The organism is Cohaesibacter sp. ES.047 (assembly GCF_900215505.1).
Classification (GTDB): domain Bacteria; phylum Pseudomonadota; class Alphaproteobacteria; order Rhizobiales; family Cohaesibacteraceae; genus Cohaesibacter.
Window position 1 is genome coordinate 2222371 of sequence record NZ_LT907844.1, and the last position, 21672, is coordinate 2244042.

The 21672-nt window shown below is 58.0% G+C and carries 15 protein-coding genes and 1 pseudogene; 13 read left to right on the plus strand and 3 right to left on the minus strand.

All coding sequences use genetic code 11. The annotated features are described in order from the left end of the window. The first annotated feature begins 154 nt into the window (after positions 1 to 154). Together CPH65_RS10145 and CPH65_RS10150 are read left to right on the plus strand one after the other, a co-directional pair. A complete protein-coding gene (locus tag CPH65_RS10145) occupies positions 155 to 1708 on the plus strand; it encodes an efflux RND transporter periplasmic adaptor subunit (RefSeq protein ID WP_157747607.1) in 1554 nt (517 codons plus the stop codon). Continuing rightward, complete coding sequence (locus tag CPH65_RS10150; RefSeq protein WP_244574589.1) at positions 1705 to 5115, plus strand: efflux RND transporter permease subunit; 3411 nt, start codon at positions 1705 to 1707, stop codon at positions 5113 to 5115. Before CPH65_RS10145 ends, CPH65_RS10150 begins: the two co-directional genes overlap by 4 nt. A 164-nt stretch (positions 5116 to 5279) precedes the next feature. Here CPH65_RS10150 and CPH65_RS10155 read toward each other — a convergent pair whose 3' ends face one another. Both CPH65_RS10155 and CPH65_RS10160 read right to left on the minus strand, forming a co-directional pair. Further along, entirely contained in the window at positions 5280 to 6143 is an 864-nt protein-coding gene (locus CPH65_RS10155) for a DUF2189 domain-containing protein (RefSeq protein WP_096173368.1), read from the minus strand. A gap of 210 nt (positions 6144 to 6353) precedes the next feature. Continuing rightward, positions 6354 to 7100, minus strand: coding sequence for an SDR family NAD(P)-dependent oxidoreductase (locus CPH65_RS10160; RefSeq protein WP_096173369.1), 747 nt, complete (start codon positions 7098 to 7100; stop codon positions 6354 to 6356). Positions 7101 to 7729: 629 nt separating this feature from the next. On the opposite strand from CPH65_RS10160, the gene bfr reads away from it, so the two are divergent. The 5 genes from bfr to hrpB all read left to right on the plus strand — a co-directional run bounded on the left by bfr (position 7730) and on the right by hrpB (position 14792). Further along, entirely contained in the window at positions 7730 to 8215 is a 486-nt protein-coding gene (gene bfr / locus CPH65_RS10170; protein WP_096173371.1) for a bacterioferritin, read from the plus strand. Positions 8216 to 8544: 329 nt separating this feature from the next. Then, positions 8545 to 9771: an ABC transporter substrate-binding protein gene (locus tag CPH65_RS10175; RefSeq protein WP_371359457.1), complete on the plus strand. Its 1227-nt coding sequence runs from the start codon at positions 8545 to 8547 to the stop codon at positions 9769 to 9771. A gap of 59 nt (positions 9772 to 9830) precedes the next feature. After that, a complete protein-coding gene (locus CPH65_RS10180) occupies positions 9831 to 11528 on the plus strand; it encodes an ABC transporter permease (protein WP_096173372.1) in 1698 nt (565 codons plus the stop codon). A gap of 92 nt (positions 11529 to 11620) precedes the next feature. Further along, positions 11621 to 12280: an ATP-binding cassette domain-containing protein gene (locus CPH65_RS10185; protein ID WP_096176342.1), complete on the plus strand. Its 660-nt coding sequence runs from the start codon at positions 11621 to 11623 to the stop codon at positions 12278 to 12280. Between the two features lie 52 nt (positions 12281 to 12332). Then, positions 12333 to 14792, plus strand: a complete 2460-nt coding sequence (gene hrpB / locus CPH65_RS10190; protein WP_096173373.1) for an ATP-dependent helicase HrpB — start codon at positions 12333 to 12335, stop codon at positions 14790 to 14792. 88 nt (positions 14793 to 14880) lie between these two features. On the opposite strand, the gene CPH65_RS23850 is transcribed toward hrpB, so the two are convergent. Continuing rightward, positions 14881 to 15144 (minus strand): hypothetical protein, encoded by a 264-nt coding sequence (locus tag CPH65_RS23850; protein WP_157747608.1) that lies wholly within the window; start codon positions 15142 to 15144, stop codon positions 14881 to 14883. 169 nt (positions 15145 to 15313) lie between these two features. On the opposite strand from CPH65_RS23850, the gene CPH65_RS10195 reads away from it, so the two are divergent. The 6 genes and pseudogenes from CPH65_RS10195 to CPH65_RS10220 all read left to right on the plus strand — a co-directional run bounded on the left by CPH65_RS10195 (position 15314) and on the right by CPH65_RS10220 (position 21612). Beyond that, entirely contained in the window at positions 15314 to 16312 is a 999-nt protein-coding gene (locus CPH65_RS10195) for a BMP family protein (protein WP_172891499.1), read from the plus strand. A gap of 347 nt (positions 16313 to 16659) precedes the next feature. Continuing rightward, positions 16660 to 18153, plus strand: a pseudogene (locus CPH65_RS10200) (ABC transporter ATP-binding protein); the annotation flags it as partial. A 101-nt stretch (positions 18154 to 18254) separates the two neighbouring features. Next, positions 18255 to 19373, plus strand: coding sequence for an ABC transporter permease (locus CPH65_RS10205; RefSeq protein WP_096173374.1), 1119 nt, complete (start codon positions 18255 to 18257; stop codon positions 19371 to 19373). A 12-nt stretch (positions 19374 to 19385) separates the two neighbouring features. After that, entirely contained in the window at positions 19386 to 20357 is a 972-nt protein-coding gene (locus CPH65_RS10210; protein ID WP_096173375.1) for an ABC transporter permease, read from the plus strand. Between the two features lie 7 nt (positions 20358 to 20364). Beyond that, the gene (locus CPH65_RS10215) at positions 20365 to 20799 is read left to right on the plus strand and encodes a cytidine deaminase (protein ID WP_096173376.1); all 435 of its coding nucleotides are present in this window, start codon (positions 20365 to 20367) and stop codon (positions 20797 to 20799) included. Continuing rightward, on the plus strand, positions 20800 to 21612 hold the full coding sequence (locus CPH65_RS10220; protein ID WP_096173377.1) for a purine-nucleoside phosphorylase: 813 nt from the start codon (positions 20800 to 20802) through the stop codon (positions 21610 to 21612). It abuts the gene before it with no gap. The last annotated feature ends 60 nt before the right edge of the window (positions 21613 to 21672 follow it).

Here is a 21672-nt window from a genome sequence, read left to right on the forward strand (position 1 = left end):
TTTTTGTTTGTGTGATACAATCGGATACAAAATGACGTAAAAGTTTGATTGTGCGCAAATACCGCTTTTGAGAATATTCTCATAAGAGAAACCCGAACTGTCTCGCCATATGGCCAAAATCCGTTCCGGGCATCCAACCTTGTTGCGATCACGTATGAAGTGTGAAGCCTTGCGTGACCGCATCTTAGTGGATCAACAGCTGCAGCAGGAAAGCCACAAACCGGGCCACCTGCCGTCTGATGATCCCGCAGCCTCTGTCGACCCGAGGACCATGAATTATCATAGCGATGAAAAGCCTCAGCCAATGCTGGACCGACAGGCCCCCAGCCGGGCGGACACGAACGAAGCGCCGGACCGGCAACCAAGCCGATCGGCTGGACGCAAGGTCATGTCGGCCGTGCGATGGTTTTTCCGCCTCGCATTGCCGCTGATTGTCATCGTGGCTGCGGCATCAATTATGAATATGCTCGTGGCGACCAAGCCCGAGGTTCAGCGCAGGCAGGCTCGGGAGCAGGCCTATGCCGTCCAGTTGGTCAAGGCCTCCCCCGCGACCATTCAGCCCGATATTCTGGTCTATGGCACCGTGTCCGCCGCCCGGCGGGTGGATCTCCGCGCATTGGTTGGTGGTGAGGTGATCTGGGTCAGCCCCGAGCTGGTTGAGGGCGGCACCATCGCAAAGGGCGCAGACTTGGTCCGCGTGGATCCGTTCGAGTTCGAAGGGGCTGTGGAAGAAGCCAACGCCAATCTGGCAGAGGCCAGAGCACGATTGGCCGAGACAAGGGCATCGAGTGCCAGCGAACAAGCAAGCCTTCAATTCCTTCTTGAGCAGGAACGCATTGCCCGCTCCGATCTTGAACGCGCCGAGACGCTGATCAAGAGCGGCAGTCTCACCCGGCAAGCGCTCGAAAGCCGGAAATTGACCTTCTCGCAACGCGAGCAGGCGGTGAAGGCCGCCCAGAACAATCTGCTCGTCCAGAAGGCGCGGATCGATCAGCAGCAGGCGAACATCGAGCGTTTGAACTGGAAGCTTGAACAGGCCCGCCGCAATCTGACCAACACGACTTTGACGGCGCCGTTCACAGGCGTTGTCCTGAGCAAGTCTGTCGCGTTGGGGCGTTCGGTCTCGGGCAGCGACACTTTGGTCTCGCTCTATGATCCTCAAGAGCTGGAAGTTCGCTTTACCATCTCCGACGCGCAATATGGCCGCCTGACTTCGGGCAACAACCAGCTCGTAGGCCGCCAGATCACAGCCAACTGGAAACTGGGGGATAGCATCCGCAGCCACAAAGCGGTGATCGAACGGATCACTGCGGAGATCAGTGCGGGCGATGGCGGCATCGAGGTTTACGCCCGGTTTGCCAAGGGCACCGACCTGCGTGCGGGCACCTTCGTGGAGCTGGTCGTGCCAGACAGGAACTATTCCGATGCCATCCGCATACCGCAGGCGGCGCTCTATCTGGGGCACACGGTCTATGTGCATGAGGATGGACGCATGCAGCCGCGCACCGTCGATGTTCTGGCCTATCTCGGCGATGATGTGCTGATCGATGGGTCGGCTCTTGGAGACGAGGCCGAGATCATCGCCACCCGCATTGCCGAAGCTGGCCCGGGCCTCAAGGTCGTGTTGCCTGAAGCGCCAGCTCAGGATAGCGATGAAAGCAACAATCCGCCCGCTCAGCCCGCCGACCAGACGGAGCGCACTCAATGAGCCGGATGGATCCAAGGGGCAGGGGCGGGGCCGTCGCCTTTTTCGTGCATCACCCCAACGCCGCCAATCTGTTGATGATCCTGCTGCTGATGGCGGGCGTGTTCGCCCTGTCGCGCATGAACACTCAGTTCTTTCCCACCGTGGCAACCGACACGCTCCGTATTTCCGTCGTCTGGACCGGTGCCAGCGCAGAGGATGTGGAAGCCAACATTCTCGAGATTGTCGAACCGAAGATCCGCTTTGTCGACGGCGTCGACAATATCCAGTCCGTTGCCCGCGAAGGGTTCGCTTCGATCTATCTAGACTTCAAGCCCGGCGCAGACATGCAGGCGGCCCTGCGCGATGTGGAAACAAACCTCGACACCATCACCACCTTTCCCGATCAGGCCGAAGATCCTGAAGTGTCCTATTTGCAGTTTCGGGATGATGTCGCGCGGCTGATCCTGTCGGGGCCTTTCGACGAGACGGCCTTGCGGGGCTTTGCGCGCACCATGCGTGACGATCTGATCGAGCGCGGCATCGATGCGGTGGAATTCACGGGCCTCAGAGATGAAGAGTTCTTCGTTGGCATCAGTGACTATGATCTGCGCCGACTGTCTCTGACCATTCAGGATGTCGCCAATGCGGTGTCATCCAACAGCCGCGATTTGCCGTCGGGCAGTGTCCGGGATGGCATCGAGAAGCAGGTCAGAACCCTTGCTGTCGAGGAAAGACCCGAGCAGCTCGCAGGGATCGAGATCAAGTCTCAGATCAGCGGATCAAGCGTCGAGCTGGGAGATATCTCCCGGATAGAAAGACGCCTCAATCCCGATCAGGTGCGCGGTATCATGCGCGGCCAGTCGGCGATCCAACTCGTGGTCAAGCGTGCTTCCAGCGCGGATTCCCTCAAGGCATCCGCCATCGTCGCAGACTATCTTGAGCAAGCAAGGCAGACCTTGCCGCCGACCCTCAAGATTACCCAATATGACTCGCTTGCCGAAGCGCTCGTCGACCGCATTCTGCTGCTCGTCAAAAACGCGGCGTCCGGCCTTCTGGTGGTGATGATCATCCTCGCCATTTTCCTCAATTTGCGTACGGCCCTTTGGGTCACGGCGGGCATTCCCATCGCGATGCTGGCGGCTTGCGTCATCTTGCTGGCCCTTGGCCAGACGATCAACATGATGTCGCTCTTCTCCTTCATCATGATGCTCGGCATCATTGTCGATGACGCGATTGTCATCGGCGAGGAGACGACAACCCGCTATGAGGATGGCGCGCCGGGTGTGGTCGCTGCCGAAGGGGCGGGCAAGCGCATGTTCATGCCGATCACGGCAGCATCTCTGACCACCATCGCGGCATTCTCGCCTATCCTGATGATCGGCGATGTGATCGGCCAGATCATGGGTGTTCTGCCGGTCGTTGTGATTTCCGTTCTGCTGGCGAGCCTCGTCGAGTGCTTTTTCATTCTTCCTGGCCATCTCGCGCACTCCATGACACCGAGCCATCACCGGGGCTGGAGCGTCAAGCGGGTCATTGTCGTCGGCCTCGTCATTGTCCTGCCGCTGGTCTCTTTCTACGCCCTGTCCCCGGAACTTGTTGCAAAGTTCGGAGGGGTATCCGAAAGCGCGTGGATCTGGCTGCATGCATTGATCGACGGCTTGGGGCCTCTGGCGATCCCCGCGCTTGCCGTCGGGAGTTTCCTGCTGGCCTGCCTTGCCGAGGTGGCTTCCGTGTGCCGGACAAGGAAAGCCGAGCGGCTCGGTCACCATGGACGGCAGGAGGAAGGGGCCTTTCGCCGTGGCTTCGACAAGGGCTTTTCTGCCCTGCGTGATGGGCCGTTCCGTTCGCTTGTAACCCTTGCCTTTGATTGGCGCTACACCACACTGGCCATCTGCATCGCCTCCATGCTGCTCGTCGTCGGTGTCTTGCGCGGAGGCCGCATCGGCTTTGTCTTCTTCCCGTCTGCGGAAGCCGAGACGCTCACCATTTCGCTGGTGTTCAATGTCGGGATTCTGGAAGAAGATGCCATTGCCATCATCAACGAGGTCGATGACGCGATCTACGAGACCGAGGAAGCTGTCGGCAAGGGCGAGAAGCTGGTTGTTGCCTCCTTCACGACCCTTGGGACCTCAGGCAGGACAACTGCTGACAATGTGGCATCCTTGCGTCTGCGCCTGACCAGCTCGGAGCAGCGCAGCGTGCGCACCGGCACCTTTCAGGAGGCACTGCGCGCCAGAATTCCCCAGATCGCCGGTCTACGCCGCGCCTCCATCCGGGGCCAGCGAGGCGGACCACCCGGAGCCGATCTCGACATCCGCCTCACCGGGGCAAATGCTGAGATCCTCAAGGCGGCGTCTGTTGATTTGCAAGCCCGGCTGTCTTCCTACCCGGGCGTGAGCGAACTTGATGACAATCTGCCCTATGGCAAACCAGAGCTCGTTCTTCAGCTCACTCCAAGAGGCGAGAGGCTCGGCTTTACGACCCAGTCCATCGGTGGTGCGGTGCGCGATCTGATCGACGGGCGGACGGCGCGCAAGCTGGCCATCTTCGAAGATGAGGTGGACGTCAAGATCCAGCAGTTGAGCGAGGAGAACCGGGACAATCTGAGATCCCTTTGGGTTAAAAGTCCCTCTGGACCGTATGTTCCCTTGATGGAAGTGGTCTCGCTCACAGACCGACAGGGCTTTTCGTCGATCCAGCGCTTTGACGGCAAGACAACGGTCGCCGTGACGGGAGATGTGGATTCAGAGGTGGTCACGGTCTCGGAACTGGTGGCCGAGCTGGACAAAGACCTGATGCCGCGGTTCGCAGCCGAGCATGGTGTGGGCTACAGCTTCTCGGGCCGCAACGAGGAACGGCAGGAGGCCTTTACCGATCTCAAGATCGGAACCATCATTGCGCTGGCGTCGATCTTTGTCATCCTCGCGTGGGTGTTCGCATCCTACCTGCGTCCCTTCGCGATCATGATGATCATTCCGTTCGGAGTGGTCGGGGCTGTGCTGGGCCATTATCTGCTGGGCTTCCAGCTTACCATTCTGTCAATGATCGGCCTGCTCGGACTTGCGGGCATTCTCGTCAACGACTCGATTATCCTTGTCAGTCGACTGGATGAGCGGCTGGCGCATGGAGAGAGCCTGAAGCAGTCAGCCATCGGCGCAAGCTGTGATCGCTTGCGGGCGGTTCTGCTCACATCCCTCACCACCGTTGGTGGCCTCACGCCGCTTCTGTTCGAAACATCCGTACAGGCGCAGTTCCTCAAGCCCATGGCGGTGACCATCGTCTTCGGACTTGCCGTGGCCACCCTGTTCGTCCTGTTCCTTGTGCCATGCCTCTTCGGTGTCGGTCTCGACATCCGCAATCTGTTCCAATGGTTGTTGCATGGTGGCGCAAAAGAGAGGCAACGCTCCGCCTCAAGCCCGGCGGAATAGGCTGAAATTGGCCGAGGTCAGCAACAGACCAAGAAAAAGGGGATCAGGCGCACACCTGATCCCCTCCCATAGTCGAAACCATCTCGCATGATATCTAACGACCGTCAACGCATGTTCGTGTGGGGACTAAAAATATGCGCTGGCAGACCCATTATCGGCCTCACTCAAGATGATGTATTGGATTCTATTGCTGTTTCATCAAGTATGATTGCTCTTCGATAAAGATGCCATGTTGCATGACCGAGCAGCGGCAGAATGACAATCAGGCCCAGAAGCAGCGACGCCAGACTGACCAGCATCATGAAGGCAATGAAAATGGCCCAGCTCAACATGGCCTTGCGGTTGGCGAGCACACACCGGATCGAGGTGATCATGCCGGTGATGAAATCGACGTCGCGATGAAGGAGCATGGGAAAGGAAATGGCCGTGATCGAGAAAACGGCGAGCCCCAGTCCTGCACCAGCCAGATTGCCAACCACCAGAAACAGGGCACCCTCCGGAGTCGCGACAACGGTGCTGATCAGCGTCGATGGGCTGAGCGCCTCGAGACCAAAGAAAATCACGTAAAGAAAGATCGCGATATCGATCCATATGATGAAGGCAAAGCCCGTGACCAGCGCCATCCAGCGCAATTCCTTGGTCTCTTTGCCGAAGATCGCACCGAATACCGCTCCGGGCGAAAGCGGGAGACCATATTCCCTGCGGCGGCTGATTTCATAAAGTCCCGCAGCGATGAAGGGGGCGATCAACGCAAAGCCCGAGGCCAGCGGATAAACCAGATAGGGAAGGCTATAGACCGAAAGGAGCCACAAAAGAAGCCAGCCAGCGAGAGCATAGAAGGCACCGAAGAACAGACCATAAGGCGCGCTGTGTTGCAGATCCCGCATGCCGGCGCTGAGGGCATAGGTCAGATCTTCCGTCGTCAGGTCCCTGATCTGCGGCTCATTCAGCGAGGCAACAGTCGAAGGGTTCGAAGACGGCGCTGCCGGAGCATCGTCAAGCGTTCCGTGGTTGGCAATATCAGTCATAACATCCTCCTCCGGGGCCTCCTGCGGCTTGCCTCTTCACGCTGCCTCCAGAGGGGAATGCTGTCGTGACAGGCGCCGCATCCCGTTCGTTGTCATTGATGCAACGACCCTATCCTAACGGGAATTTGATGTGACACAATGTCGCAATTGGATTGAGGCAGCAAAAATATCCAAAGATACGCAAGGATGTGGGAAAGTGGCGATCAGATCCTAGACGTGCTGCCCGCCATTGATATGCACTTCGGCACCAGACACATAGGAGCTGGCGTCCGAGCAAAGATAAAAGATCGTGTCGGCGACTTCCGATGGCAGGCCGAGCCGGCGCATGGGAATGCCCTCCACGATCTTCTCGGTGCCAGGCGACAGGATCGATGTATCGATCTCTCCGGGCGCAATGGCATTGACGCGGATCTTGTGCGGACCGAAATCTGCCGCCATTTCCCGGCTCAGGGAAGCAAGGGCCGCCTTGGAGGTTGCGTAGGCGGTTCCGGCAAACGGGTGGACCCGCATCCCGGCAATCGAGGTGACATTGACGATCGACCCTTCTGCTGCCTTCAGTTCTTCGAACAGGCCGCGCGCCAGCATGATTGGAGCGAAGAAATTGACCTGAAAGACCTGACGCCAGATATGCATCGGCGTTTCAAGACTGTCCAGCCGATTGCCATCCTCGTTTTTCGGGCTGATGGCGGCATTGTTGACCAGCGCGTTTAGTTTTCCGCCTTCGGCGGCCAGCCGGTTGCGGATTTCTCCCACGGCGACGCCCAGACTATCAGGATCGGACAGATCAATCTGGATGTGGTCCGCTTCCCCCATCGGCCAGGGGCATTTGTCGGAAAAAGGATGTCGCGAACAACTGATCACACGCCACCCTTCCTGCGAAAAGCGTTTCACCGTGGCATGACCGATACCGCGGCTTGCGCCTGTTAGCACAAGGGTCTTCCGTTCACTGTTTTGCATGATCAAGTCCTCTTTCCTTAAAGATAGGGACAAGAAACCTGTTTGCCAATGGCGATATCAATTCTTATATGGGCAGTGAGAGACATCTCTGGGGATTGAAAAGTGAAGAGTTAGAAAATGATCATCTGTCATTGCAACAAGATAACTGATCAGGAAATCCTCGAGATTGCTGAACATCTGAAAAAGGAAGAACCCGATACCCCGATACGATCGAACAAAATCTACCGTGGCCGGGGCTGTCGCGCCAAATGCGGCTGCTGTCGTCCGATGATGGAGGCTCTGCTTCTGGCGAATGGATATGATGTTTCGGTTGCAAAGCGAGACGAGATCGAGCGCCTGCAAGTCCGTCATTTTCAGGGGTGTCCACCTTTCACCCCCTAAGTGTGACGTGAGCGCTTGTGCCATCTTGGAATAAAGAGCGGACAGTGGCACAATTCTTCGCGGGGCTCTTGACCGGGGCAACTGGACGCATTAAATTAGAATTATTCTAAAGAGATTATGTGATGGACGGCAGTAAACGACCAAGAAAGTGGAACGCGGATTTGCGTATTTCCTCTTGTCTTTCAGATCGCTAACATTGGGCCACCCATTCCGGATTTTGACTTGAACTATAGCAAAAGAGGATCGACATGAAGGGCAATGACACTGTAATCGAATATCTCAACAAGGGCCTGCGCAGTGAACTGACGGCTGTCAGCCAGTATTGGCTGCACTATCGTCTTCTGGACGACTGGGGTTACACCAAGATGGCCGCCAAATGGCGCGAAGAATCCATCGAGGAAATGCACCATGCCGACAAGTTCATCGAGCGCATCCTGTTCCTCGAAGGTCATCCGAACCTTCAGCATCTTGATCCGCTGCTGATCGGTCAAGACATCAAGGAAATCCTTGAAAGCGACCTGAAGGGCGAAATTGGCGCCCGCACCCTTTACAAGGAAGGCCGGGATGCCGCCGAGAAAGCTGGCGACTATATCAGCAAGGCGCTGTTCGAAGAGTTGATGGCTGACGAAGAGGGCCACATCGACTATCTCGAAACCCAGCTCAGCCTCTACGCCGATCTCGGCAAGGAAAAATATTGCCAGCTTCAGGCCGGCAACGCAGGCGAAACCGAATAATCCTCAGTCTGTTCAAGACAATCTGAGTGATCCGATCGTGAACCCCGCATCCGCCGCGATGCGGGGTTTTTCGTTGTTCTATACATGACAAAAGTCTCCACGCTCTCGCGGGTTTCAACCACTTGTGAATTGACCGTGTACCGATGGATTTGAAACAACTCGATCCAGAGTTCAGCCAAGCACAGGTCTGGCAGGCATTAAGGCCGAACGGCTTGAGCAATCCGGCGCATCCGCAACAGCGACGCGCCCAATCTGTTGCCCTGAAGGAGAAGAAGATGTTTGCCGCCCCGTTTCATTGCGCAGCCGGCTCAAAGGCTCACACGTCACCCTTGCTGCGGGCGACAGGTCTTGTGGGACTTTGCCTCATTGCCGCAACCATAATGCATCCCGCGACCCTCGATGCAGCCGAAATCGACCCGTCTGACTGGGACGCAGTGCTCGCCGAGGCAAAAGGCCAGACGGTTTATTTTCATGCCTGGGGCGGTGGGGATCGCATCAACGCCTATATCGATTGGGCGGGTGACCAGATTAAGGATCGCTACGGCGTCACTCTCCAGCATGTGAAGGTCAGCGACACCGCCAACGTGGTCTCCCAGATCGTTGCCGAGAAGGCCGCGGGTAAAGATGAGGGCGGTTCGGTTGATCTGGTCTGGATCAACGGTGAAAACTTCGCCTCGCTCAAGGAAAAGGGGCTCCTGTTGCCCATGAGCTGGGCGCCGGACCTGCCGAACTATCGCTTCGCCGACATCAATGGGAAACCGACCCTGACAACGGACTTCACTGTCCCGACTGATGGTCTTGAAAGCCCATGGGGCATGGCGCAATTGTCCTTCTACTATGACAGTGCCGTTACGACCGATCTGCCAAAGTCTGCAGCCGAACTGCTCGACTGGGCCAGAGCCCATCCGGGGCGCTTTGCCTATCCCAAGCCACCTGACTTCCTCGGCTCTACCTTCCTCAAGCAGATCGCGCTTGAGCTTGCGCCCGATCCATCGGTGATGGCCGAGCCTGTCACCGATGAGAGCTATGGCCCCGTCGCCGACAAGCTCTTTGCGTATCTCGATGCGCTGCATCCCCATCTCTGGCGCAAGGCGCAGGCTTTCCCAGACAATGTGTCGTCGCTCAAGAATCTTCTGGCCGACAGCGAGATCGAGATCGCCTTCACCTTCAACCCCGGCGATGCGTCGGCGGCAATTGCCAACAACGAACTGCCTGACACTGTGCGCTCCTTCACCTTTGATGGGGGAACCATCGGCAACAGTCACTTCGTCGCCATCCCGTTCAATGCCAATGCCAAGGCGGGGGCCATGGTTCTGGCCGATTTCCTGCTCTCGCCCGAGGCGCAGGCCCGCAAACAGGATCCGGACATCTGGGGGGATCCGACCGTTCTGGATCTGGCGAGCCTTGGAGCCAATGATCGCGCTTTGTTTGATCAGCTCGATCTGGGCATCGCAACGCTCAAGCCCGATGAGCTGGGGCCGACACTGCCCGAACCGCACAGCTCATGGATGGAGCGGCTCGAAGCGGACTGGACCAAACGCTACGGCGTGCAATAAGCTGATCTGAACCAAGGGGTGGCCGTTCGCGGCCATCTCTTTGCAAGGCGTAACCCGACATGAAACTCCGTGCCTCCAATCTGGCAACCACCGCCGCGCTTGCCCTCATGATCGGGCCGATTCTTGCCGGTCTTGCCGGATCGTTGGCCCCTGCCTTTGGCTGGCTGCCAACGCTTGGAGGGGAGGCGCTGAGCCTTGATCCCATGCGGGCGCTTGTTGCAACGCCCGGGATTTCGCGGTCCATTGGTCTCAGTCTCGCGTCTGGTGTGCTGACAACGCTGCTTGCCCTGATGGCGACCATCGGCCTGCTTGCCGCCTGGTCCGGAACGCGGTTTTTTGGCTGGATGCAACGGCTGATCTCGCCGCTTCTGTCCATCCCTCACGCTGCGACCGCCTTTGGCTTTGCCTTTCTGCTTGCACCCTCTGGCTGGCTGGTGCGGTTGCTCTCGCCTGAACTCACTGGCTGGGCCCGCCCGCCGGACTGGCTCTTCCCTCATGATCCTTACGGCCTTGCGATGATAGCGGGCCTTGCTATGAAGGAGCTCCCCTTCCTGCTGCTCGTCAGCCTTGCCGCCCTGCCGCAGACCAATCCGCGCCGTCATGCCAACGTTGCCCGAACACTGGGGTATGGCCGGATGGCTGCTTGGATCTATGGTGTTTGGCCGCTTTTATATGCGCGCATCCGCCTGCCGGTCTTTGCGGTGATTGCCTATGCAAGTTCCGTCGTTGATGTCGCGCTTATCCTCGGTCCCACCAACCCGCCGACTCTTGCCGTCCAACTTGTGCGCTGGATGAGCGATCCGGATCTCGATATGCGCTTTCTGGCGTCCGCAGGCGCCATCCTCCAGCTTGGGGTGACCCTTTTCGCCCTGCTCATTTGGTGGTGTGGCGAGCGTTTGGTGGCGCGACTGTTCGGCTGCGGCCATCACTCCGGCCTGCGGTTTCAGCGCGATGGTTGGCTGCGTCTGTGTATCGCCATGACCAACGTCATTGCCACCCTTGTCATGGTCCTTGGCCTCGCCGGTCTGGCGGTCTGGTCCTTTGCCGGTTTCTGGCGTTTTCCCGATGCCTTGCCCCGCAGTCTGGGGCTTGTCACATGGCAGCGGCAGGCTTCAATGCTCGTCGAGCCGCTGATCAATTCGATCCTGATCGGTGGCGTGGCAACGCTCATTGCGCTGTTTGTCACCGTCGCCTGCCTCGAAACAGAAAGCCGAAGAGGGCGTCAGGCAGGACAATCTTGGCTCGGTCTCGTCTATCTGCCGTTGATCGTACCGCAGGTGGCCTTTCTGTTCGGGCTGCAATTGCTGTTTCTGTTCTCCTCAGTCAACCATTCTTCTGGCGCTATCATTCTGGGACATCTGGTGTTCGTCATGCCTTATGTCCTGTTGTCGCTTGGCGATCCGTGGCGCAACCTTGATCCACGCTATGCCCAGCTGGCAGCCAGTCTCGGTCGCAGCCGCTGGACCGCTCTGTGGCAGATACGCCTGCCGCTTCTCATTCGCCCGATCCTGACCGCCGCCGCGGTCGGCTTTGCGGTCTCCATCGGCCAGTATCTGCCCACCATTATCATCGGTGGCGGGCGCTGGGAAACCATCACCACCGAAGCCGTGGCGCTGAGCGCCGGAGGCAACCGTCGCCTCATCGGGGTCTATGCCCTGATGCAGATGCTGTTGCCCTTCCTCGGCTTTCTCGTCGCCATGCTCGTCCCTGCCTTACTCTATCGCCAGCGCCGCGATATGCAGACGGCGGGTCATTAGGAATGCCCATGATCAAACCGGATCTGAAACTTGTTCACAAAGAAGACGTTCCTGCAGAGGATGACAGTCGCCTGCAGGATCGCGGCAGCGTGATGAGCCTCTCGCTTGACGCCATTCGGATCGCGCTGGGCGGCAAACGCCTGCTTGAGCTGTCCTGCACCATCGAACCGGGCGAGATCGTCACGATCATGGGGCCGTCCGGTTCGGGAAAATCCACTTTGCTGGCCTATATCGGCGGTTTTCTTGCGCCCGAGTTTGAAGCCTCCGGGCGTGTGCTGTTTCATGGCGAGGATGTCACGGAACGCCGGGCAGAGCTGCGCCACATCGGCATCCTGTTTCAGGACCCGCTGCTCTTTCCTCACATGTCCGTCGGTGGCAATCTCGCCTTCGGGCTGACCTCCAGCGTCAAGGGTCGCCAAGCCCGCAGCGCCAAGGTCAATGAGGCTCTGAAGGACATCGATCTGGAGAATTTCGCGGCGCGGGATCCGGCCACCCTGTCAGGCGGCCAGAAAGCGCGGGTGGCGCTTGCTCGTGTGCTCTTGTCCGAACCCTGTGCCCTGTTGCTCGATGAACCCTTCTCCAAACTTGATGCCGGTTTGCGCGACCAGATGCGAAAGCATGTCTTTGATCGGGCACGGCTGAATGGCCTGCCCACTCTTCTCGTCACCCACGATGAGGAAGATGCCAACGCCGCTGGTGGCCGCATCATCCGGCTTGATGAACCCTCGACCCATTCACCGATCTCCGCATGACAGAGTCGCAAAAGCGCTTGCCTCGCTCCCGATAAGCGGGTAGGGGCAAGGCATGAGCGAGACCCTACCGACCTTTTTGCCCCAACTGCCGATCCGCGAAGCGTTGCCGGATCTGTTGACCGCGCTCAAGACCGGCAGTCGTGCCGTGCTCATCGCCCCGCCGGGTGCGGGCAAAACCACCTGCGTGCCGCTCGCCTGTCTCGATCAACCATGGCGCGACGGCCGCATCATCATGCTCGAACCCCGCCGTCTGGCCGCCAGAGCTGCGGCGCATCGCATGGCTGATCTTCTGGGCGAACCGGTTGGCAAACGTGTCGGCTATCGCGTCCGCATGGACAGTCGCATCTCCAAGGACACGATCATAGAGGTGGTGACCGAGGGGATCTTCGCCCGCATGATCGTTGATGATCCCAGCCTTGAAGGCATCTCTGCGGTGCTGTTCGACGAATTCCACGAGCGCAGTCTTGATGCGGACACCTCGCTCGCCTTCACCCTTGAGGCGCAGGATGCTCTGCGAGAGGATCTGCGGCTGATTGTCATGTCCGCGACCCTTGACGGTGGACGCGTCGCCTCGATCCTCGATGACGCACCGGTGATCGAGAGTATGGGCCGCGCCTATCCCGTCGAGACCCGCCACATACCGCGCAAGGCGCGGGATCGGCTAGAGGATGCCGTGACCAATGCCGTCCATCAGGCCATGCGGGAAGAAGATAGCTCGGTGTTGGTATTCCTGCCAGGACAGGGCGAGATCCACCGCGTTGAGGAGCGTCTTGCAAAAGGCATCGATAAGGACGTCATCCTTGCCCCGCTCTATGGCGCGATGGACGGACGGGCGCAGGATCGCGCCATCCAGCCGCCACCCAAGGGCAAGCGCAAAATTGTACTGGCCACCTCTATTGCGGAAACGTCCCTGACCATCGATGGCGTGCGGATCATCATTGATGCGGGACTGGTGCGCAGGCCACGCTACGAACCCAACCTTGGCATTTCGCGGCTGGAGACCGTGCGGGTTTCCCGCGCCAGTGCCGATCAGCGGAAGGGCCGTGCCGGACGCACCGAGCCGGGCGTCTGCTATCGCCTCTGGGATCAGGGTCAGACAGCAGCGCTTGCTGCCTTCGAACCTCCCGAAATCCTTGAAACCGATCTTTCTCGCCTCGTGCTCGATTGCGCGTTGTGGGGCGAGACCGATCCGTCCAAGCTGAGATGGCTGGATGAGCCGCCCGCTGCCGGTTGGCTCGAAGCCGTCAAGCTGCTGACCTCCCTTAATGCCCTCGATGAGGATGGCTTGTTGACCGATCATGGCCGCGCCCTTGCTGACCTGCCGCTGCCGCCACGATTGGCGCATATGCTGGTGACCGCCCGCAAGAAGGGCGACGGCGTAATCGCAGCCCATATCGCGGCCTTGCTGACCGAAGGCGGGCGTTTTCGCCACAATGATCTGAGGCATCTCCTGCAGGATCTGGCCTCTGGCAGACTGCCCCGCGCCCGCGACATCAAGGGCATGGCCAAACGATGGATCAAAGGGAAGGCAGAGGCGCGCATCCAGCCCGAGGAAGCCGGTCGCATTCTGGCGCTTGCCTATCCCGACCGCATCGCCATTCGGCGCGGCGCGGAAGGGCGCTATCTTCTTGCCTCGGGGCGGGGCGGGGTGCTCGATGGCAATGACCCGCTGGTTACCGAAAGCTTTCTGGTCGTTGCCGACCTGCAAGGCTCTGCTGGCAATGCCCGCATCACCTTGGCCGCTCCCATCGCTCGCAAGGTGATCGAGGAAGAGTTCGCCGATCTGATCACCGAAGAAGAAGACATCTCCTTTGATCGCCAGAGCGGTGCGGTCAGTGCAATGCTTCAGACACGGCTCGGGCGGATCGTTCTTGCAGAAAAGCGTCTCAGGGCACCATCGTCTGAAGCGGTAGAACAGGCGCTGATTGCCGCGATTCGCAAGGAGGGCTTGCGCGTTCTGCCTTTCACCAAAGAGCTGAAACGATGGCGCGGGCGCATTCGCTTCCTTGCCGAGCGCGAGGACGGCTGGCCCGATCTTTCGGATCAGGGTCTGCTCGATACGCTCGAGGACTGGTTGCAGCCATTCCTTGCAGGCAAGACCAGCCTTTCGGCGATCACCGCTGCGGATGTGCGCAATGCGCTTGAGGCGCAAGTCCCCTACGATAGGTTGATGGCGGTGGAGCACCTTCTGCCGACGCATTTCGTTGTGCCGACAGGATCGAAAATCCCGATCGATTATGACGCAGAGAATGGACCAGTTCTGGCGGTCCGGGTGCAGGAGCTGTTCGGTCTTGCAACCCATCCCACCATCATGCACGGCAAATTGCCGCTGTTGCTGCATCTCCTCTCGCCCGCCCATCGCCCCATTCAGCTCACCCGTGATCTACCCGGCTTCTGGGTCGGAAGCTGGAAGGATGTGAAAGCGGATATGCGCGGACAATATCCCAAACATGTCTGGCCCGACGATCCGCTGAACACGCAAGCGACCCGGCGCGCCAAGCCGCGAAAATGAGCATTCTCGATGCCGACCAGACAAAGTGCCCGTCCGCCCGTTGATTCCCCTTCAGCGAGAGTGGGATGCATAGGATTTTGGATAATTATCAACTGACAACAGGGAAACGTAATGTGACCATTTCGCGTTCAACTGATGATTTTTTGCGATCAGTACTAAGCCCAAAGTGAAATATCTGTAGTATTTTGGCGCATAATTTACTGCAAAAGGTATAATTAACAGAATTTTCATCTGCATCAATCCGCATTGCAAGTGCCGCCAGAAGGCACGCTCCGGCATTGACACTCCACACCAACCCCTTGGCATTAAAGAAAAGAAATTTTCTGGCTGCAAACCGGGCAAGACCATGCAAGACTGTCCTTCAATGTTGTGCCAGACCCGTATTGCTTTGCAACAGACGGGCCGACAGGGTCGAGCGGATGCCAATCATTGCCGAAGGCAAACCTCTCCCGCACGGCATGGAACCAACGATAATTTGTTCCTTGAGCAATCGGGACGAAACACTCACGAAGGGGATTTGCATGTTGCGTCAATTTTTTGGTGCCGCTGTGCTTGCAACCATGATGGTCGCAAGCCCTGCATCTGCTGCTGACATCAAGCCTGCCGTTGTCTATGACCTTGGTGGCAAGAACGACCAGTCTTTCAACCAGTCTGCCTATTTCGGCGCTGAAAAATACATGAAAGATACTGGAACCGAATATAGCGATTTCGAGATCCAGAATGACACCCAGCGCGAACAGGCTCTGCGCCGTTTCGCTAAACGGGGTCACAATCCGATCATTGCCATCGGGTTCTCGCATGCTGGTGCGCTGGCGAAAGTGGCACCGGAATTCCCGGACACAAAATTCGCCATTGTGGATGAAGTTGTTGATCTGCCAAATGTTCGCTCCATCAAGTTCAAGGAGCACGAAGGCTCGTTCCTCGTCGGCCTGCTCGCTGCAAAGGCGGCCAAGACTGGCAAGGTCGGCTTTGTTGGCGGCATGGATATCCCGCTCATTCGCGCCTTTGCCTGTGGCTATAAGCAGGGTGCCAAGGCTGCCAATCCTGATGTTGAAATCTTCGAGAACATGATCGGCACGACCGGCGCTGCATGGAACGACCCTGTGAAGGGTGGGGAACTGGCCAAATCCCAGATCGACCGCGGCGCTGACGTGATTTATCACGCTGCTGGTGGTTCGGGTTCTGGTGTTCTGCAGGCTGTGACTGACGCCGGTAAACTCGGCATTGGCGTCGATTCCAACCAAAATGCCCTGCATCCAGGCAACATGCTGACCTCCATGGTCAAGCGTGTTGACACCGCAGTCTATAGTGCCTTCGAGGATCTGGCTTCTGACAACTGGACTTCAGGCATCTATGTTCTCGGACTGGCCGAGAATGGCGTAGAATGGGCTGATGATGAGTATAACAAGGACCTGATCACCGCCGATATGCGCGCTGCTGTCGATCAGGCATCCAAGGAAATCATCGATGGAAAAATCGTTGTCCACGACTATCGTGCTGACAACAGTTGCCCATTCTAAGCGGTTGACTTTGGAATAAAATGTGCCCCGTCCTCATTCTCGGATGGGGCGCATTTTTATTGCCATCAATAGTCAGATAATCGCTTGGAGCGCAAATTATCTACCGGCCGGCCACATCAGTGGCTCCTGAGCAACAAAGCCCACCCATACCACTCCGCACCATAAGTGAAGAGTGGGTCCCGGTTTATCTGTCCGGCAGTCTGGTTGAAGACACTCTCTGCGAGGCAAATAATAGGCGGGAGGGGCTGATAATTGGGGAAGAGATCTTGCATCTGGACGAGAAAACAAAGGCGCAGGGCAACAAAGGAGCCGGTGCACAAGGCTCTGGTGATGGGCAAACCGACGCGGTGCCCGCCATCCGTCTGGTCGGAATCGAAAAGCGGTTCGGCCCGGTCTACGCCAACAAGAATATCGATCTGAATGTCGCAAAAGGCTCCATTCACGGGATCATAGGTGAGAATGGCGCCGGCAAGTCGACACTGATGTCTATCCTTTATGGTTTTTATCAGGCTGATGGCGGCGAAATCTATGTGAATGGCAAACGCGAAACCATTCCTGATAGTCAGAAGGCCATCGCCGTTGGCATCGGTATGGTGCACCAGCATTTCATGCTGGTTGATAGTTTTTCGGTGCTTGAGAATGTGGTGCTCGGTGTGGAAGGCGGGTTGCTGCTACAAAAGGGCGAGGACAAGGCGCGCGCTGAGCTCGAGCGTCTGGCTGACGAATATGAGCTGAATATCGACCCTGACGCCCTGATCGAGGATCTCCCTGTTGGATTGCAACAGCGTGTCGAGATCCTCAAGGCGCTCTATCGTGGCGCAGACATTCTTATTCTGGACGAGCCAACCGGGGTGCTGACCCCGCCGGAAGCCGACCACCTGTTCCGCATTCTCGAGCAGTTGCGCGATCAGGGAAAAACCATTCTGCTCATCACCCACAAGCTACGCGAAATCATGGCCATCACCGATGAGGTTTCGGTTATGCGCCGAGGCGAAATGGTGGGCTCGGTGCACACCTCTGAGACCTCTGTTGAACAATTGGCCGAAATGATGGTTGGCCGCCATGTGCTGCTCAATGTCGAGAAAGGCCCTAGCAACCCAACCCGCGAAGTGCTCTCGGTTGAAAATCTGACGGTTACCGACAAGCGCGGCGTCGATCTGGTTAAGGATGTCTCTTTCAAGGTCCGTGCGGGCGAGATTGTCGGCATCGCCGGCGTGTCCGGTAATGGCCAGAGCGAGCTTATGGAAGCCATCGCAGGCATGATCACGGCCCGCTCGGGTACCATTGCAATCAATGGTGAAGTTACCAAGAAGCCCGATGCGCTGGATCGCCGCCATCGCGGCATGGCCCATGTGCCTGAAGATCGTCATCGCACCGGACTGGTGACAAAATTCCCGGCCAAGGAAAACATGATCCTAGGCTATCAGGACAGTGAAAAATATGGTGAAGGCCTGTTTCTCGATCCTACGGCGATCCTGAAGGAAACTCAGGACTTCATGGTGGATTTCGATGTCCGCCCAACGGATCCGCATTTGAAGGCCGCCAACTTTTCGGGCGGCAACCAGCAAAAGCTGGTGTTGGCCCGCGAAATGGAACGCGACCCGGATATCCTGTTGGTTGGACAGCCAACGCGCGGTGTTGATATCGGTGCCATTGAGTTCATTCACAAACGGCTCATTGAAATGCGCGATGCCGGCAAGGCCATTTTGCTGGTGTCGGTGGAACTGGATGAAATTCGGTCCTTGGCCGACCGTATCCTTGTGATGTTTGACGGCAAGATCGTGGGTGAGCGTCCGGCAGGGGCAACCGAGCAGGAACTTGGCCTGATGATGGCTGGCATTAACGACCCCGCCGAGATGGGAACAGATCCTATGGTCAGCGCAGAACTGGCCCGAGACAATACAGATAAGGCCCTCGTTGAAATGGCCAAAGGGGGTGAAAAATGAGCGCGCAATCTGAAAAACTGCCCCGTTGGGTCGATTATGGCCTGATCCCGTTGCTCAATCTGGCCGCCGCCTTGCTGGTCTCCGGTATGGTGGTGCTGTTGATTGGCGAAAACCCGCTCGAAGCGGTCTATTGGCTGGTGCAAGGTTCGCTTGGCTATGGCGAAGGCATCGGTTTTACGCTCTATTACACCACAAACTTCATCTTCACCGGCCTTGCTGTCGCTGTTGCCGCTCATGCTGGCATGTTCAACATCGGTGGGGAAGGGCAGGCCTATGTGGGAGGCCTTGGGGTGACGCTCGCCTGTCTGGCGCTGGACCATTATGTGCCATGGTATGTGACCTTTCCGTTCGCGTTGATTGGGGCTGCGGTGTTCGGGGCGGCGTGGGCCACCATTCCGGCCTATCTTCAGGCCAAGCGCGGTAGCCACATCGTGATCACCACGATCATGTTCAACTTCATATCCTATTCCCTGATGGCCTATCTACTGGTGCAGGTCTTCAAACAGCCTGGCTCCATGCAGCCGGAAAGTCGCACCTTCCTTGAAGGCGGCCGCCTGCCTTTCATTCATGATGTGGCCGGATGGTTCGGCATCAAGATGGCCGCTTCCCCTCTCAACCTGTCCTTCGTGGTTGCCCTTTTGGCCTGTGTTTTTGTTTGGGCGCTCATCTGGCGCACGCGACTTGGCTATGCCATTCGAACGTTCGGAACCAATCAGGACGCCGCCGTCTATGCGGGCATGAATCTGTCGCGCATCATCATCATTACCATGATGATCTCCGGCGGCCTTGCCGGTCTGATGGCCCTCAACGAGGTCATGGGCGCGCAGAACCGCCTGCTACTCGATTATGTCACCGGCTATGGCTTTGTTGGGATTGCCGTAGCGCTCATGGGGCGATCTCACCCGGTGGGGATCATCATGGCATCGATCCTGTTTGGCATGCTCTATCAGGGCGGTGCCGAGTTGGCGTTTGAAATGCCCAAGATCACCCGCGATATGATCATTTCCATTCAGGGGCTGGTGATCCTCTTTGCCGGTGCCATGGAGCATATGTTCCGTCCTGCGCTGGTGCGGATTTTCACATCAAGCCACAATGAACTTGGACAAGAGGCGTAAGGGAGCGTGACCATGGACCTATTGCAAACACTCATTCTTACGACAGACTCGGCCGTTCGCCTCTCTGTTCCGCTTCTTTTCGCCTGTCTTGCCGGGCTCTATTCCGAACGCTCCGGCGTTGTTGATATCGGACTGGAAGGCAAGATGCTTGGTGGCGCCTTTGCCGCTGGTGCCGTCGCCGCGGTAACAGGCTCTGCGTGGCTTGGGCTGTTGGCAGCCGTGCTGGTGTCCATCGGTCTGGCGCTGGTGCATGGCTATGCATCGATTACCCAACGTGGCAACCAGATTGTATCGGGCGTTGCCATCAACTTCGTGGCGGCTGGCCTGACCGCTCTGCTCGGACAAGCCTGGTTCAGTCGCGGCGGCAAAACCCCGCAATTGCCCAATACGGCTCGCTTCAATGAAATTATCTTGCCTTTTGCCGATGCCGCCAAGGATATTCCAATTATCGGTTCAATTTATTCCGAAGTCATTTCGGGGCATTCCCTGCTGGTTTACGCTGCCTTTGCCGCTATTCCGCTGACATGGTGGGCGCTTTATCGCACCCGCTTTGGCTTGCGTTTGCGCGCAGTGGGGGAAAATCCAGGTGCGGTTGATACGGCCGGTATTTCGGTTGTATGGATGCGCTATCGCGCCGTTGTCATCACGGGCGTTTTATGCGGCTTTGCAGGGGCTTATCTGTCCATTGCCCAGTCTGCTGGCTTTTCCAAAGACATGACCGCAGGCAAGGGTTTCATCGCACTTGCGGCGCTGGTCTTTGCCAAATGGAAGCCGCTCAACGCGCTTGGGGCCTGTTTCCTTTTCGGCTTCCTTGATGCAGTCGGTATTCGCTTGCAGGGCACCCAATTGCCGGTTATCGGCGAAGTGCCAGTGCAGGCCATGCAGGCTCTGCCTTATGTGCTGACCGTTGTGCTGCTGGCAGGCTTCATCGGCAAATCCATTCCACCGAAGGCATCCGGTGTGCCATACGTGAAGGAACGCTAGGGTCGCCATGTCAGAACCATCCCTTGCTTTGACCAAAGACAGCCTAGAGCTCCTCAGTCTCGCCACAAAAGCGCGGGACAAGGCCTATGTGCCCTATTCGAAATTCAGGGTCGGGGTTGCCTTGCGTACGCGCTCAGGCACCGTCCATGTGGGCTGCAACATCGAGAATGCCTCTTATCCCGAAGGCTGGTGCGCCGAAACGTCCGCCATTTCCGCCATGATCATGGCGAGTGACGGCGCCGGAAGCTCCGAGATCGAGGAACTGGTGGTGGTCGCCGAGCACAGCCAGCCGATCACCCCGTGTGGTGGATGCCGCCAGCGCATCAAGGAATTTGGCACGCCCGAGACGGTGATCCATTCGGCCGATCTGAACGGCATCCAGAAAAGCTTTACGCTGGCGGGTCTGCTGCCCGCCGCATTTGATCTCAAAGCGGAGGAATAGATGACCACCAAAGGTCTGGCACAGGATGCAGCACAGCGCATCCTCGACAAGGTGAAAGAACCTGTGACCGTTGGCATGGTGCTGGGATCAGGTCTCGGTGCCCTTGCCGATGAGGTCGAAAACGCCCACCGGTTTGCTTATTCCGAGCTGCCCGGTTTTCCGGTTTCCTCCGTCTCATCCCACGCCTCCGAGCTGGTCGTCGGCACCTTGATGGGCGTTCGCGTCGCGATCCTTGCAGGGCGCGCCCACTATTACGAAAAGGGCGACGCAACGGTGATGAAGCAGCCACTGGCAACCCTGAGAGCCCTCGGTTGTGAGCAGGTTTTGCTGACCAACGCGGCAGGCTCGCTGCGTGTCGAGGTCGCGCCGGGCAATCTGATGCTGATCGAAGATCACATCAACTGGTCCGGCCGTTCACCTCTCATCGGAGTGGAATCCGACGACCGTTTCGTCGGGCTGACCGAGGTTTATGATGCTGAGATTCGCGCCAATCTCAAGAAAGCCGCTGCTCACGCCGGTGTGCCGCTGGAAAGTGGTGTCTACACGTGGTTCTCCGGGCCCAATTTCGAGACGCCGGCAGAAATCCGCGCAGCCCGGATCATTGGCTCGGATGCCGTCGGCATGTCGACTGTGCCTGAAGTGATCCTTGCGCGCTGGATGGGCCTCAAGGTGGGGGCGATCTCCACCATCACCAATTATGGGGCAGGCATGACCGGCGACGAGCTTTCACACCATGAGACCAAGGAAGTCGGGGCGATCGGTGCGGAGAAACTGATCAAGGTGATCCGTGCCTATCTCGGCGCAATGGCCTGAGGCCGGTTTCGAACCGCCCAACAGGCGCCTTCTGACAGCAACAAAGGGTTTTCAAACCCG